Here is a 13,796-nt window from a genome sequence, read left to right as displayed (position 1 = left end):
CCTGCCGCTGATCCCGGTCGGCGGTCCGCGGACCCTGGGTGGCTGGTCGCGCAGTTCCGCCCCCTATGCCTTCGGCAACGGGGGGACCCCCAGCGCCCCTGGTCGCCCTTGTCGCCGCCCTCGTAGAGGCGGGTCCCTCCTGCCAGGGGGCGGGCCCCTTTCAGGGGCGGTGCCGGGGAGAGCATTCAGGGGCGCGGGGAGCTGCGCGACCAGCCGCAGGCGGGCCGCAGGCCGCCGACAACATCAGGCCGCCGGGCACGGCCCGGGTAGTCGTAGCGGTGCCCGGGAGGGCCGAGGCGCTGGTGCCACCTCTCCCGACGGGGCAGGAGGCGCGAGGAACTACGCGACCAGGTCGCGACGGCGGGCGGGTCCGATCGCGGGCAAAAGGGGTTGGCAGCGGGGGGTGTCAGTACCTAAAGTCCTCTTCGTTGCTGACGGGCGACCGTGATCCTGCCGGTCCGCCGTCCCCCCTCCCGCGCCCGGCGTCGACCGGTCGTGGGCCGGTATCCGTGAAGGACCTCGATGACCCGACCCGTCCGCGCCTCGTCGCCGGCCGCCGCGCCCGTCCCGCCCGTCCCGCCCGTCACCGGGCTCGAACCGCTCGTGCCCGCCGCGCCCAGGCGCCGGATCAGTGGTGCCGTATGGGGCGCCCTCGCCATCGTGTACGTGGTCTGGGGGTCGACCTATCTCGGGATCGCCGTCACCGTCGAGACGATGCCGCCGTTCCTTTCGGCGGGCGCCCGGTTCGTCGTCGCCGGGCTGCTGCTCGCCGCGATCGTCGCCTGGCGGGGCGGGACGGCCGCGCTCAAGGTCGACCGGGCCCAGCTCGGGTCCGCCGCGCTGATAGGGCTGCTTCTGCTGCTCGGCGGCAACAGTCTGGTTGTGCTCGCCGAGACCGCCATCCCGTCCGGCCTGGCCGCCCTGCTGGTCGCCATCGTGCCCGCCTGGGTCGTCGTACTCCGCCGGGGCTTCGGCGAGCGGCCGGGCGGCCGGGCGTACGCCGGGGTGGTCATCGGGCTCTCCGGGCTCGCCGTCCTCACCCTGCCCGGTCTCAGCGGCGACGTCCGGCTCTGGGGCGTCCTGGTGGTGATCGCGGCGACCCTCAGCTGGTCCGTGGGGTCGTTCTTCTCGTCCCGGCTGCCGATGCCCGGGAACCCGTTCGCGGCGAGCGCGTACGAGATGGTCGCGGGCGGTATCGGCTGCGCGCTCGTCGGATTCGGCCGGGGCGAGCACATCGGCTTCTCCGTCGCGGAGGTCTCCACCCGCTCCTGGGTGGCCCTGGGCTATCTGATCGTCTTCGGCTCCCTGGTCGCCTTCACCGCCTACGCCTGGCTGCTGCACACCGCCCCGCTGTCCCTGGTGGCGACCTACGCCTACGTCAATCCGGTCGTCGCCGTGCTGCTCGGCGCGGTGGTTCTGAGCGAGCCCGTGACCTGGCCGATCCTGCTCGGCGGCGGGATCGTGGTGGCCGCGGTCTGTCTGATCGTCAGTACCGAACGGCGCGGCTGACCGGCCGGGCCGGACCACGCGTCACCGGGGACGCTCCAATGCGTAGCGTCCCCGGAGCCGATCACTCCACCCCGGACAAGCGACCCCGCGCGTCCGCGGACCTACCGTGGGGTCACCAACCGCACACCCCATCTCCTACCTCGGAAGGGCCGGGACATGACCTCCACCCACGCCTTCTGGCTCGCCGGCCGCCAGGCCACCGGTGAGACCTCGTTCGACGTCACCAACTCGTGGGACGGACGGCTCGTCGGCACGGTCTCCGTACCCACCGAGGCGCAGGTCGAGGAGGCCGTGGCCGCCGCCCACGCGGTACGGGACGAGTTCGCCGCGACCCCCGCGCACGTCCGGGCCGCCGCCCTCGACCACGTCTCGCGCCGGCTCGCCGAGCGCACCGAGGAGATCGCCCGGCTGATCTCGGCCGAGAACGGCAAGCCGATCAAGTGGGCCCGGGGCGAGGTCGGCCGGGCCGTCTCCGTGTTCCGGTTCGCCGCCGAGGAGGCCCGCCGGTTCAACGGCGGCGAGGCGCAGCGGCTGGACACCGACGCGGGCGGCACCGGGCGGCTGGCGCTCACCCGCCGGATCCCCAAGGGCGTCGTGCTGGGGATCGCGCCGTTCAACTTCCCGCTCAACCTCAGCGCCCACAAGGTCGCCCCGGCGATCGCCGTCGGCGCGCCGATCATCCTCAAGCCCGCCCCGGCCACCCCGATCTCGTCGCTGGTCCTGGGCGAGCTGCTGGCCGAGACCGACCTGCCGGCCGGTTCCTGGTCGGTGCTGCCGGTCCCCAACGACCGGATGCCCGCCCTGGTGCGCGACGAGCGGCTGCCGGTGATCTCGTTCACCGGTTCCGGGCCCGTCGGCTACGCGATCATGGACTCGGTGCCCCGTAAGCACACCACCCTGGAGCTGGGCGGCAACGGCGCGGCCGTCGTCCTCGCGGACTGGGCGTCCGAGGCCGACCTGGACTGGGCCGCGAGCCGGATCGCGACCTTCTCCAACTACCAGGGCGGCCAGTCCTGTATCTCCGTCCAGCGGGTGATCGCCGACGCCTCCGTCTATGAGCGGCTCGTCCCGAAGATCGTCGCGGCGGTCGAGGCCCAGGTCACCGGAGACCCCTCGGACGATGCCACCGACGTCGGCCCGCTGGTGAGCGAGGACGCCGCCCGGCGCGTCGAGAGCTGGGTGGACGAGGCCGTGGCCGCCGGAGCCGCCCTGCTGACCGGCGGCAAGCGCGACGGCGCCACGTACGCGCCGACCGTGCTCGCCGAGGTCCCGGCCGGTACCACGATCTCCTGCGAGGAGGTCTTCGGCCCGGTCCTCACCATCACCCGGGTCGACGGCGAGCAGGCCGCGTTCGACGCCGTCAACGACTCGGTGTACGGGCTCCAGGCCGGTGTCTTCACGCATGACGTGCAGACCGCGTTCCGGGCCCACCGGGCGCTGGAGGTCGGCGGCGTGATCATCGGCGACGTACCGTCCTACCGGGCCGACCAGATGCCGTACGGCGGCGCCAAGCAGTCCGGTGTCGGCCGGGAGGGCGTCGCGTACGCCATGGCCGACTACACCTACGAGCGCGTCCTGGTCCTCACCGGCCTGGCCCTCTGAGACCCGTCCCGCCCGGACCGACGGCCGGAGCCCGCTGTGCGGGGGCTCCGGCCGTCGTCGTCCACCGGGGTCCCGCCCGAACTACCCGGGTCGCGCCCGGCAGCCCGGTGCTGTCGGCGGTCTGCGGCCCGCCTGTGGCTGTTCGCGCGGTTCCGCCCCTACGCCTGGCGGCGTGGGGGACCCCCAGCGCCACCTGGGTTGCCCTCCTCGCCCCCCTTGCCCAGAGGCGGCCCCTCTCACCAGGGGCCGGGGCCCTGATCAGGAACGGTGCTGGGGAGGCATTGAGGGGCGCTGGGGGTCCCGCCATCGCCGAAGGCACAGGGGGCGGAACCGCGCGACCAGCCCACGACGGCCCGCAGGGCGCCCGGCGCACCCCGGAGAGGCAGGGGTCCCGCGACGCCCCGTACCTCCACCGGGTCCGGAGGGATGGTGGACCCGCCGGGCATCGGGTAGTACGAAGGAGTACGAGTCAGTAGCACCGGCCGGTAGGCGGAATGCGGAATCGGGCCCGGCATCGCGTCGGCCCGAGGCCCGGCCCCGGCGCGGTGCCGCCCCGACCAGACGCCCGCACCCGATTCGCGGCGAGGTGGACCTCATGACCGCACCACTGGAGAAGAACCGGCCCCCCAAGGTCACCGAGCGCGAGGCCCGGCGGGTCGCCGAGGCCGCGCGCGAGCAGGACTGGCGCAAGCCGAGCTTCGCCAAGGAGCTGTTCCTCGGCCGGTTCCGGCTCGACCTGATCCATCCGCACCCCCTGCCGTCCGGCGAGGACGCCCGGCGGGGCGAGGAGTTCCTCTCCCGGGTGCGGGCGTTCTGCGAGTCCTCCGTCGACGGCGCCCTGATCGAGCGCGAGGCCAGGATCCCCGACGAGGTGATCGACGGGCTGCGGGAGCTGGGCGCCCTCGGGATGAAGATCGACCGCAAGTACGGGGGCCTCGGCCTCACCCAGGTCTACTACAACAAGGCCCTCGCCCTGATCGGCTCGGCCAGCCCGGCGATCGGCGCGCTGCTCTCGGCCCACCAGTCGATCGGCGTACCGCAGCCGCTGAAGCTCTTCGGTACCCAGGAGCAGAGGGACGCCTTCCTGCCCCGGCTGGCCCGCCACGACATCTCGGCGTTCCTGCTCACCGAGCCCGATGTGGGCTCCGACCCGGCCCGGCTCGCGACCGCCGCCGTACCCGACGGCGACGACTACGTCATCGACGGGGTGAAGCTCTGGACCACCAATGGCGTCGTCGCCGACCTCCTGGTCGTGATGGCCCGGGTACCGGAGTCCGAGGGCCACCCCGGCGGGATCACCGCCTTCGTCGTGGAGGCGGCGAGCGAGGGCATCACCGTCGAGCACCGCAACGCCTTCATGGGCCTGCGCGGTCTGGAGAACGGTGTCACCCGCTTCCACCACGTCCGGGTTCCGGCGGCCAACCGGATCGGCCCCGAGGGCGCCGGTCTGAAGATCGCCCTCACCACCCTCAACACCGGACGGCTGTCGCTGCCCGCGATGTGCGTCGGCGCGGGCAAGTGGTGTCTGAAGATCGCCCGGGAGTGGTCCGCCGTCCGGGAGCAGTGGGGCAGGCCCGTCGCCCGCCACGAGGCCGTCGGCGCCAAGATCTCCTTCATCGCCGCCACCACGTTCGCCTTGGAGGCCGTGGTCGACCTGGCCTCCCAGATGGCCGACGAGGACCGCAACGACATCCGGATCGAGGCCGCCCTCGCCAAGCTCTACGGCTCCGAGATGGCCTGTCTGATGGCCGATGAACTGGTCCAGATCCGCGGCGGCCGGGGCTTCGAGACCGCCGACTCGCTGGCCGCCCGGGGCGAACGGGCCGTCGCCGCCGAGCAACTGCTGCGCGATCTGCGGATCAACCGGATCTTCGAGGGCTCCACCGAGATCATGCATCTGCTGATCGCCCGGGAGGCCGTCGACGCCCATCTGAAGGTCGCCGGGGATCTGATCGACCCCGACAAGACGCTCGGCGACAAGGCGCGCGCGGGGGCGCAGGCCGGGGCCTTCTACGCCCGCTGGCTGCCGAAGCTGGTCGCGGGGCCGGGCCGGCTGCCCACCTCGTACCAGGAGTTCCACCCCTCGGGCCATCGCGATCTCGCCACCCATCTGCGGTACGTGGAACGGGCCTCCCGCAGGCTCGCCCGCGCCACCTTCCTCGGGATGGCCCGCTGGCAGGGCCGGATGGAGAGCAAGCAGGGCTTCCTCGGGCGGATCGTCGACATCGGCGCCGAGCTCTTCGCGATGAGCGCCGCCTGTGTCCGCGCCGAACTGCTCCGCGGCGACGGCGACGGGCACGGCCGGGAGGCGTACCAGCTGGCCGACGCCTTCTGCCGGCAGTCCAGGATCCGGGTGGAGGAGCTGTTCGACCGGCTCTGGACCAATACCGACGACCTCGACCGCAAGGTGGTCGCCCGGGTGCTGTCGGGCGCGTACACCTGGCTGGAGGAGGGTGTGATCGATCCCAGCGGCGACGCCCCCTGGATCGCCGAGGCCGCCCCCGGCCCGTCCCGCCGCGACAACGTCCACCGGCCGATTCCCTGACCGGCCGGACCCGGCCGCCGCGCGCGGGCGCGGGTGCGGACCGTACCGAGTCCCCGCCCGGATCCCGTACGGAGTCCCCGCCGGGAGCCCGTACCGAATCCCGGGCCGCAGGCCGTACGGAATCCCGGGCCGGAGTCCGTACCCAGGCCGCTCCCGGAGCCGTACGGCACCCGCGGCACCCGCTGTCCGGGGTGGTACGGCGGCCCGGCACCGTACCGCGCGGCGGCCCGCCGCGCCCGGCCGGGACCCGGGCCGCACCGGCACACAGCCGTAGCCGACACAATGGGGGGATGAGCGACAGCCCATCCCCCCTGGCCGACCCCCATACCGTCTTCGCGCCCGACCCGGGTACGGGCCCCAGGGACCTCGTCGTCCTCGGTGCCACGGGGTCCATCGGCACCCAGGCCATCGACCTCGTCCTGCGCAATCCGGACCGGTTCCGCGTCACCGCCCTCTCGGCGGCGGGCGGACGGCCCGGACTCCTCGCCGAGCAGGCCAGGAAGCTCCGGGTGGAGGCCGTCGCGGTCGCCCGCGAGGACGCCGTACCGGCCCTGCGGGAGGCGCTGTCGGCCGAGTACGGCACCGACCGGCTGCCGGAGATCCTCGCCGGGCCGACCGCCGCCGCCCAGCTCGCCGCCTCCGAGTGCCACACCGTGCTCAACGGCATCACGGGCTCCATCGGCCTCGCGCCGACGCTCGCCGCGCTGACCGCGGGCCGTACCCTCGCCCTCGCCAACAAGGAATCCCTGATCGTCGGCGGGCCGCTGGTCAAGGAGCTGGCCCGGCCGGGCCAGATCATCCCGGTCGACTCCGAGCACGCCGCCCTCTTCCAGGCGCTGGCCGCCGGAACCCGGGCCGACGTACGCAAGCTGGTGGTCACCGCCTCCGGCGGCCCCTTCCGAGGCCGGACCCGCGAGGAACTGGCGGCCGTCACCCCGGCCGACGCCCTGGACCACCCCACCTGGGCGATGGGCCCGGTGATCACCGTCAACAGCGCCACCCTGGTCAACAAGGGCCTGGAGGTGATCGAGGCCCATCTGCTCTACGACATCCCCTTCGACCGGATCGAGGTCGTCGTCCACCCCCAGTCGTACGTCCACTCCATGGTCGAGTTCATGGACGGCTCCACCCTCGCCCAGGCCACCCCGCCCGATATGCGCGGCCCGATCGCCATCGGCGTCGGCTGGCCCGAGCGGATCCCGGACGCCGCCCCCGCCTTCGACTGGTCCACCGCCTCCACCTGGGAGTTCTTCCCCCTGGACACCGAGGCGTTCCCCTCCGTCGGGCTGGCCCGGCAGGTCGGCGCCGCGGGCGGCACCGCGCCCGCCGTCTTCAACGCCGCCAACGAGGAGTGCGTCGACGCGTTTCTGGCGGGCCGGCTGCCGTTCAACGGAATCATGGATACGGTCACGGATGTCGTCACCGAGCACGGGACCCCCGCGAGGGGAACCCGGCTCACGGTCGAGGACGTCCTCGAAGCGGAGGAGTGGGCCCGCTCCCGGGCCCGGGAACTGGCGGCGAAGGCCATCGCGGAGGCGCGCGCATGACGATGTTGTTGACGGTCCTGGGCATTGTGATGTTCGCCGTCGGCCTGCTGTTCTCCATCGCCTGGCACGAACTGGGCCACCTCTCGACGGCCAAACTCTTCGGCATCCGGGTCCCCCAGTACATGGTCGGCTTCGGCCCGACCGTCTGGTCCCGGCAGAAGGGCGAGACGGAGTACGGCATCAAGGCCATCCCGATGGGCGGCTACATCCGGATGATCGGGATGTTCCCGCCCGGCGCCGACGGACGGATCGAGGCCCGGTCCACCTCCCCCTGGCGGGGCATGATCGAGGACGCCAGGACCGCCGCCTACGAGGAGCTGCGCCCCGGCGACGAGACCCGGCTGTTCTATACGCGCAAGCCGTGGAAGCGCGTGATCGTGATGTTCGCCGGACCGTTCATGAATCTGGTCCTCGCCGTCGCGATCTTCCTCGGCGTCTCGATGACCTTCGGGTTCGCCACCCAGACGACCCAGGTCGCCGGGGTGCAGAAGTGCGTGATCTCGCAGAGCGCCGACCGCGACACCTGCGCCCCCTCCGACCCGGTCTCGCCCGCCCAGGCCGCCGGGCTGAAGGCCGGGGACACCATCACCGCCTTCAACGGACAGCCGGTGAAGGACTGGGCCACCCTCTCCGACCGGATCCGCGACACCATCGGACCGGCCACCATCACCGTCGACCGCGACGGCCGGGAACTGGTCCTGAACGCGACCCTGCGCGAGAACATGGTCGCCAAGAAGGACGCCGACGGCGAGGTCGTCCCCGGCGAGTACATCCCGGCCGGATATCTCGGCTTCGCCGCCAGTACCGAGATCCTGCCGCTCTCCTTCGTCGACTCCGTCGACCGGATGGGCGGCATGATCGAGAACGGCGTCGAGTCGATCATCGCCCTGCCCTCCAAGGTGCCCGACCTCTGGAACGCCGCGTTCGGCGACGCCGAACGGGCCGAGGACTCCCCGGTCGGCGTGGTCGGCGCGGCCCGGATCAGCGGTGAGGTGATGACCCTCGACGCCCCGGCGCAGAACCTCTTCGCGATGTTCCTGATGCTGCTCGCGGGGTTCAACCTCTCCCTCTTCCTCTTCAACATGCTGCCGCTGCTGCCGCTGGACGGCGGGCATATCGCGGGCGCCCTGTGGGAATCCGTACGCCGCAATGTCGCCAGGCTCTTCCGGCGGCCCGACCCCGGACCCTTCGACGTGGCGAAACTGATGCCCGTCGCCTATGTCGTCGCGGGCGTCTTCATCTGCTTCACCCTGCTGGTTCTGGTCGCCGACATCGTCAATCCGGTCAAAATCACTTGATCGGCGGTTGACCGGTTTGTTTTTCGAGGTCGACCGGCCACCGGCGACCGGGCGCACAGACGCTCGGTCGCCGTCACCTTCGGGCGGTTCGGGCGCGCGATGTGCCCGGCCGTACACCGGTGCCGTAACCTCGATGGCCTGAGCCCGCCGTACTACGGGGCCACGTCCACACCATGGGGTTGCACTACTGATGACCGCGATTTCGCTCGGTATGCCTTCTGTTCCCACCAAGCTCTCCGACCGCCGTGTCAGCCGGAAGATCCAGGTCGGATCGGTCGCCGTGGGCGGTGACGCACCCGTGTCGGTCCAGTCCATGACGACCACCAGGACATCCGACATCGGGGCCACCCTGCAGCAGATCGCGGAGCTGACCGCGTCCGGCTGCCAGATCGTCCGGGTCGCCTGTCCCACCCAGGACGACGCCGACGCCCTCGCCGTGATCGCCCGCAAGTCCCAGATCCCGGTGATCGCCGACATCCACTTCCAGCCGAAGTACGTCTTCGCCGCGATCGACGCGGGCTGTGCCGCGGTCCGGGTCAACCCCGGCAACATCAAGCAGTTCGACGACAAGGTCAAGGAGATCGCCCAGGCCGCCGGGGCGGCGGGCACCCCGATCCGGATCGGCGTCAACGCCGGATCCCTGGACCGGCGGCTGCTCCAGAAGTACGGCAAGGCCACCCCCGAGGCGCTGGTCGAGTCCGCCCTCTGGGAGGCGTCGCTCTTCGAGGAGCACGGCTTCCGCGACATCAAGATCTCCGTCAAGCACAACGACCCCGTGATCATGGTCAACGCCTACCGGCTGCTGGCCGCCCAGAGCGACTACCCGCTCCACCTCGGCGTCACCGAGGCCGGACCGGCCTTCCAGGGCACCATCAAGTCCGCCGTCGCCTTCGGCGCGCTGCTGAGCGAGGGCATCGGCGACACCATCCGGGTCTCCCTCTCCGCCCCGCCCGCCGAGGAGGTCAAGGTCGGCATCCAGATCCTGGAGGCGCTCAACCTCCGCCAGCGCCGTCTGGAGATCGTCTCCTGCCCGTCCTGCGGCCGCGCCCAGGTCGACGTCTACAAGCTGGCCGACGAGGTCACCGCCGGACTCGACGGGATGGAGGTGCCGCTCCGGGTCGCCGTCATGGGCTGTGTCGTCAACGGCCCCGGCGAGGCCCGCGAGGCCGACCTCGGGGTCGCCTCCGGCAACGGCAAGGGCCAGATCTTCGTCAAGGGCGAGGTCATCAAGACCGTCCCCGAGTCCAAGATCGTGGAGACCCTGATCGAGGAGGCGATGAAGATCGCCGAGCAGATGGAGAAGGACGGCGTGCCCTCGGGCGAGCCGACGGTGGCCATCGGCGCGTAACGCCGGATCCGGGCCCCGGCCCGGTCACCACGGGAGCCCCGTACCGACGGGCCTCGCGGGCGCTGCGCGCCCCCGGGGCCCGTTCGTGCGCTCGGCACCCGCCCCACCCGGCGGGTACAGTGCGGAGATCAGCAGACCGTACGGTGAGGCCCCTTCGTGTTGACGCAGACCACCACCCGGGTCCTCGAACCCGGTGACCTCGGGGCGGCGCTGGCCGTGCTCGAGAGCGAGCCCGTGGAGAATGCTTTTGTCACGTCCCGGGTCCAGGTCGCCGGGCTCGACCCCTGGCGGCTCGGCGGCGAGATGTGGGGCTGGTACACCGGCGGACGGCTCCGCTCCCTCTGCTACTCCGGCGCCAACCTCGTCCCCGTCTGCGCCACCCCCGAGGCCGTCCGCGCCTTCGCCGACCGGGCCCGCCGCACCGGCCGCCGCTGCTCCTCCGTCGTCGGCCCCGCCGGCCCCACCGCCCAGCTGTGGCGGCTGCTCGAACCGAGCTGGGGCCCCGCCCGCGACATCCGCCCGCGTCAGCCGCTGATGGTGGCCGAGGGCCCGGCCGCCGACATCGAGCCCGATCCGTACGTCCGCCGGGTCCGCAAGGACGAAATGGAGGTGATCATGCCCGCGTGCGTGGCCATGTTCACCGAAGAAGTCGGGGTCTCCCCGCTGGCGGGCGACGGCGGGCTCCTCTACCAGGCCCGGGTCGCCGAACTCGTCGGCTCCGGCCGCTCCTTCGCCCGGATCGAGGACGGCCGGGTCGTCTTCAAGGCCGAGATCGGCGCCGCCACCACCCAGGCGTGCCAGATCCAGGGCGTCTGGGTCGACCCCGAGTACCGGGGCCGGGGCCTGTCGGAGTCGGGCATGGCCGCCGTACTCCGGTACGCCCTCGCGGACGTCGCCCCGCTCGTCAGCCTGTACGTCAACGACTACAACACCCCCGCCAGGGCCGCGTACCGCCGGGTCGGCTTCCGCGAGGTGGGCGCCTTCATGAGCGTGCTGTTCTGACCGCCCGGGCGGGGTGAGGTCCGGTCGCGCACCCGGGTCGTACGGCTCCGGCTACCCGGTTTGCCCGCCCGGTCCGGCCGGGTGACGGCGCGGCCTGTTCCGTACGCGCCGATTGCCGAGGCTCGTCCCGTACGCGCCGACTGCCTCCGGCCCCGTACCGCCCGGCCGTCCGGGGTCCCGCCGGAGGCGCCGCGCGGTGCCGTGCCCCCGCGCCGCGCCCCGGTCCGGGGCGGACAGTAGGGTGCGCGCATGGCATCAGACCTCGGAGGCGTCCCGCACTTCCCCGCCGTCACCGTCGGACCGGCCGATCTCGCCGCCCGCCTCGACGAGGCCCTCATGGTGCAGTCCCTCGCCTTCGGCCTCACCCACGCGGAGATCGAGGTCCGCCGCCCCATCGTCGAGCGGCATCTGCGCCAGCCCGGCGCCCGGGCCCTGGCCGCCCTCACCGACACCGGGCGGCTCGTCGGCTTCGTCTACGGGATGCCCAACGACCGCTCCCACTGGTGGTCCACCGTCGTCGAGCCGTATCTCCGCCGGGACGGCCTGGACGGCTGGCTGGACGACGCGTTCGTCATCACCGAACTCCATGTCCACCCCCGTTTCCAGGGGCGCGGGATCGGCCGGGCCCTGATCACGACCCTCACCGACGGCGCCGCCGAACCCCGCTCCATCCTCTCCGCCGTCGACACCGATTCCCCCGCCCGTGAGCTGTACCGGAGCCTCGGCTACCGGGATCTCGCCCGCCGGGTGGTCTTCCCCAGCGCGCCCAGTCCGTACGCCGTGATGGGCGCCCCGCTGCCGCTGTCGCGCGGCAACTGATTTCCGCCCGCCCCCGCCCCCCGGCTAACCTCCTGCACATCACCTTCTTCACGCAGGTCGTTCACGCAGGAGATTCCCATGGCAGCCCAGGTCCAGCGCATGTCCCGTCTGATGGTCAAGACACTGCGCGACGACCCGGCAGACGCGGAGACCTTGAGCCACAAACTCCTGGTCCGCGCGGGTTACGTCCGGCGCAACGCGGCCGGGATCTGGTCCTGGCTGCCCCTGGGCAAGACCGTCCTCGACAACATCACCCGGGTCGTCCGCGAGGAGATGGACGCGATCGGCGCCCAGGAGGTGTCGCTGCCCGCCCTGCTGCCGAAGGAGCCCTACGAGGCCAGTGGCCGCTGGACCGAGTACGGCGCCGAACTGTTCCGGCTGCACGACCGCAAGGGCGGCGACTATCTGCTCGGCCCCACGCACGAGGAGATCTTCACCCTGCTGGTCAAGGACCAGTGCACGTCCTACAAGGACCTGCCGGTGATCCTCTACCAGGTGCAGACGAAGTACCGGGACGAGGCGCGGCCCCGGTCGGGCATCCTGCGCAGCCGTGAGTTCCTGATGAAGGACTCGTACTCCTTCGACACCACCGACGAGGGCCTGACCGAGGCGTACGCCCTGCACCGCGCGGCGTACATCAAGATCTTCCGGCGGCTCGGGCTGGACCACCGGATCGTCTCCGCGGTCTCCGGCGCGATGGGCGGCTCGGCGTCCGAGGAGTTCTTGGCGCCCGCCGCGGCCGGTGAGGACACCTTCGTCCACTGCACCGCCTGCGAGTACGCGGCCAACACCGAGGCCGTCACGTTCACCGCGCCCGCCGCCGGGGCCGTGGAGCACCCGGCCGCCGCGGAGCTGGACACCCCCGACACCCCGACCATCGAGTCCCTGGCGGCCCATCTCGGGGTGCCCGCCTCGGCGACCCTGAAGAACCTGCTGGTCAAGGTCGACGGCGAGATCGTCGCCGTCGGCGTCCCCGGCGACCGCGAGGTCGACCTCGGCAAGCTGACCGAGCACCTGGCCCCGGCCGAGGTCGAACTGGTCACCGCCGAGGACTTCACCGGCCGCCCCGACCTGGTCCGCGGTTATGTCGGCCCGCAGGGGCTCGACAAGGTCCGTTATCTGGCCGACCCGCGGATCGCCGCCGGGACGGCGTGGATCACCGGCGCCAACAAGGAGGGCTTCCACGTCCGCGACGTGGTCGTGGGCCGTGACTTCGAGGTCGACGAGTACCTCGACGTCGTCGTCGTCGAGGACGGCGACCCCTGCCCCCGCTGCGGTACCGGGCTCAAGCTGGACCGGGCCATCGAGATCGGCCATATCTTCCAGCTCGGCCGGAAGTACGCGGACGCCTTCCAGCTCGACGTCCTCGGCCAGAACGGCAAGCCCCAGCGGGTGACCATGGGGTCGTACGGCATCGGGGTCTCCCGCGCGGTGGCGGCGCTGGCCGAGCAGACCGCCGACGAGCAGGGCCTGTGCTGGCCCGCCGAGATCGCCCCGGCGGACGTCCATGTGGTGGCCGCGGGCAAAGCGGCGCAGACGGAGTTCGCCCTCGACGCGGCCGAGCAGCTCGCGGCGGCGGGCCTGCGGGTCCTGGTCGACGAGCGCCCCGGGGTCTCCCCGGGCGTCAAGTTCACCGACGCCGAGCTGATCGGCGTGCCGAAGATCCTGGTCGCGGGCCGCCGGGTGGCCGAGGGCGTCGTGGAGCTGAAGGACCGCCGGACGGGCGAGCGCGAGGAGCTTCCGCTCGCCGACGCGATCGCCCGGCTGACGGCCGCGAGCTGAGACCGGGGCCCCGGGCGCGTCCACCGCCCCGGGGCCGCGGGAGGCCGTTCGCGCGGTTCCGCCCCCTACTCCTTCGGCGCTGGGGGACCCCCGGCGCCTCGGCTTTCCGGGGCACCGCCCGCCCGAACTACCCGGGCCGCGCCCGGCGCCCTGATGCCGCCGGCGGTCCGCACCCCGCCGGTGGCCGTGCGCGCCGTTCCCCGCGCCCCTGAACGCTCTCCCCGGCGCCGCCCCTGCGAAGGCCCGTCCCGCTGCGAGGGCGGTGAGGAGGGGTTGCCGTACGCGGGCGACGGCAACTCCACCGCCCCGTCGAGGGCCTCGGCCGCGACAGCGACGACAACCCC

General features: G+C 72.6%; 9 protein-coding genes. All 9 read left to right on the top strand.

Going from position 1 to position 13,796, the window contains the following annotated elements; genetic code table 11:
- The first annotated feature begins 522 nt into the window (after window positions 1–522).
- On the top strand, window positions 523–1,509 hold the full coding sequence (locus ABZ714_RS31695; RefSeq protein ID WP_358828807.1) for an EamA family transporter: 987 nt from the start codon (window positions 523–525) through the stop codon (window positions 1,507–1,509).
- 156 nt (window positions 1,510–1,665) lie between these two features.
- Window positions 1,666–3,111, top strand: coding sequence for an aldehyde dehydrogenase family protein (locus ABZ714_RS31690; protein ID WP_358828806.1), 1,446 nt, complete (start codon window positions 1,666–1,668; stop codon window positions 3,109–3,111).
- A gap of 595 nt (window positions 3,112–3,706) precedes the next feature.
- Entirely contained in the window at window positions 3,707–5,656 is a 1,950-nt protein-coding gene (locus ABZ714_RS31685) for an acyl-CoA dehydrogenase family protein (RefSeq protein ID WP_358828805.1), read from the top strand.
- 290 nt (window positions 5,657–5,946) lie between these two features.
- Window positions 5,947–7,203, top strand: a complete 1,257-nt coding sequence (gene dxr / locus ABZ714_RS31680) for a 1-deoxy-D-xylulose-5-phosphate reductoisomerase (protein WP_358828804.1) — start codon at window positions 5,947–5,949, stop codon at window positions 7,201–7,203.
- The gene (locus ABZ714_RS31675) at window positions 7,200–8,501 is read left to right on the top strand and encodes a site-2 protease family protein (RefSeq protein ID WP_358828803.1); all 1,302 of its coding nucleotides are present in this window, start codon (window positions 7,200–7,202) and stop codon (window positions 8,499–8,501) included. Before dxr ends, ABZ714_RS31675 begins: the two co-directional genes overlap by 4 nt.
- A gap of 190 nt (window positions 8,502–8,691) precedes the next feature.
- Window positions 8,692–9,849, top strand: a complete 1,158-nt coding sequence (gene ispG / locus ABZ714_RS31670) for a flavodoxin-dependent (E)-4-hydroxy-3-methylbut-2-enyl-diphosphate synthase (RefSeq protein WP_358828802.1) — start codon at window positions 8,692–8,694, stop codon at window positions 9,847–9,849.
- Window positions 9,850–10,005: 156 nt separating this feature from the next.
- A complete protein-coding gene (locus tag ABZ714_RS31665; RefSeq protein WP_358828801.1) occupies window positions 10,006–10,851 on the top strand; it encodes a GNAT family N-acetyltransferase in 846 nt (281 codons plus the stop codon).
- A 249-nt stretch (window positions 10,852–11,100) separates the two neighbouring features.
- The gene (locus tag ABZ714_RS31660; protein WP_358828800.1) at window positions 11,101–11,670 is read left to right on the top strand and encodes a GNAT family N-acetyltransferase; all 570 of its coding nucleotides are present in this window, start codon (window positions 11,101–11,103) and stop codon (window positions 11,668–11,670) included.
- 78 nt (window positions 11,671–11,748) lie between these two features.
- Window positions 11,749–13,452 (top strand): proline--tRNA ligase, encoded by a 1,704-nt coding sequence (locus tag ABZ714_RS31655; RefSeq protein WP_358828799.1) that lies wholly within the window; start codon window positions 11,749–11,751, stop codon window positions 13,450–13,452.
- Window positions 13,453–13,796 lie beyond the last annotated feature (344 nt).

The sequence above is a fragment of the Streptomyces sp. NPDC006798 genome (genome assembly GCF_040635975.1).
Lineage (GTDB): Bacteria > Actinomycetota > Actinomycetes > Streptomycetales > Streptomycetaceae > Streptomyces.
Note: the sequence above shows the minus strand (reverse complement) of the source record. Positions and strands in the feature narration are given on the sequence as shown.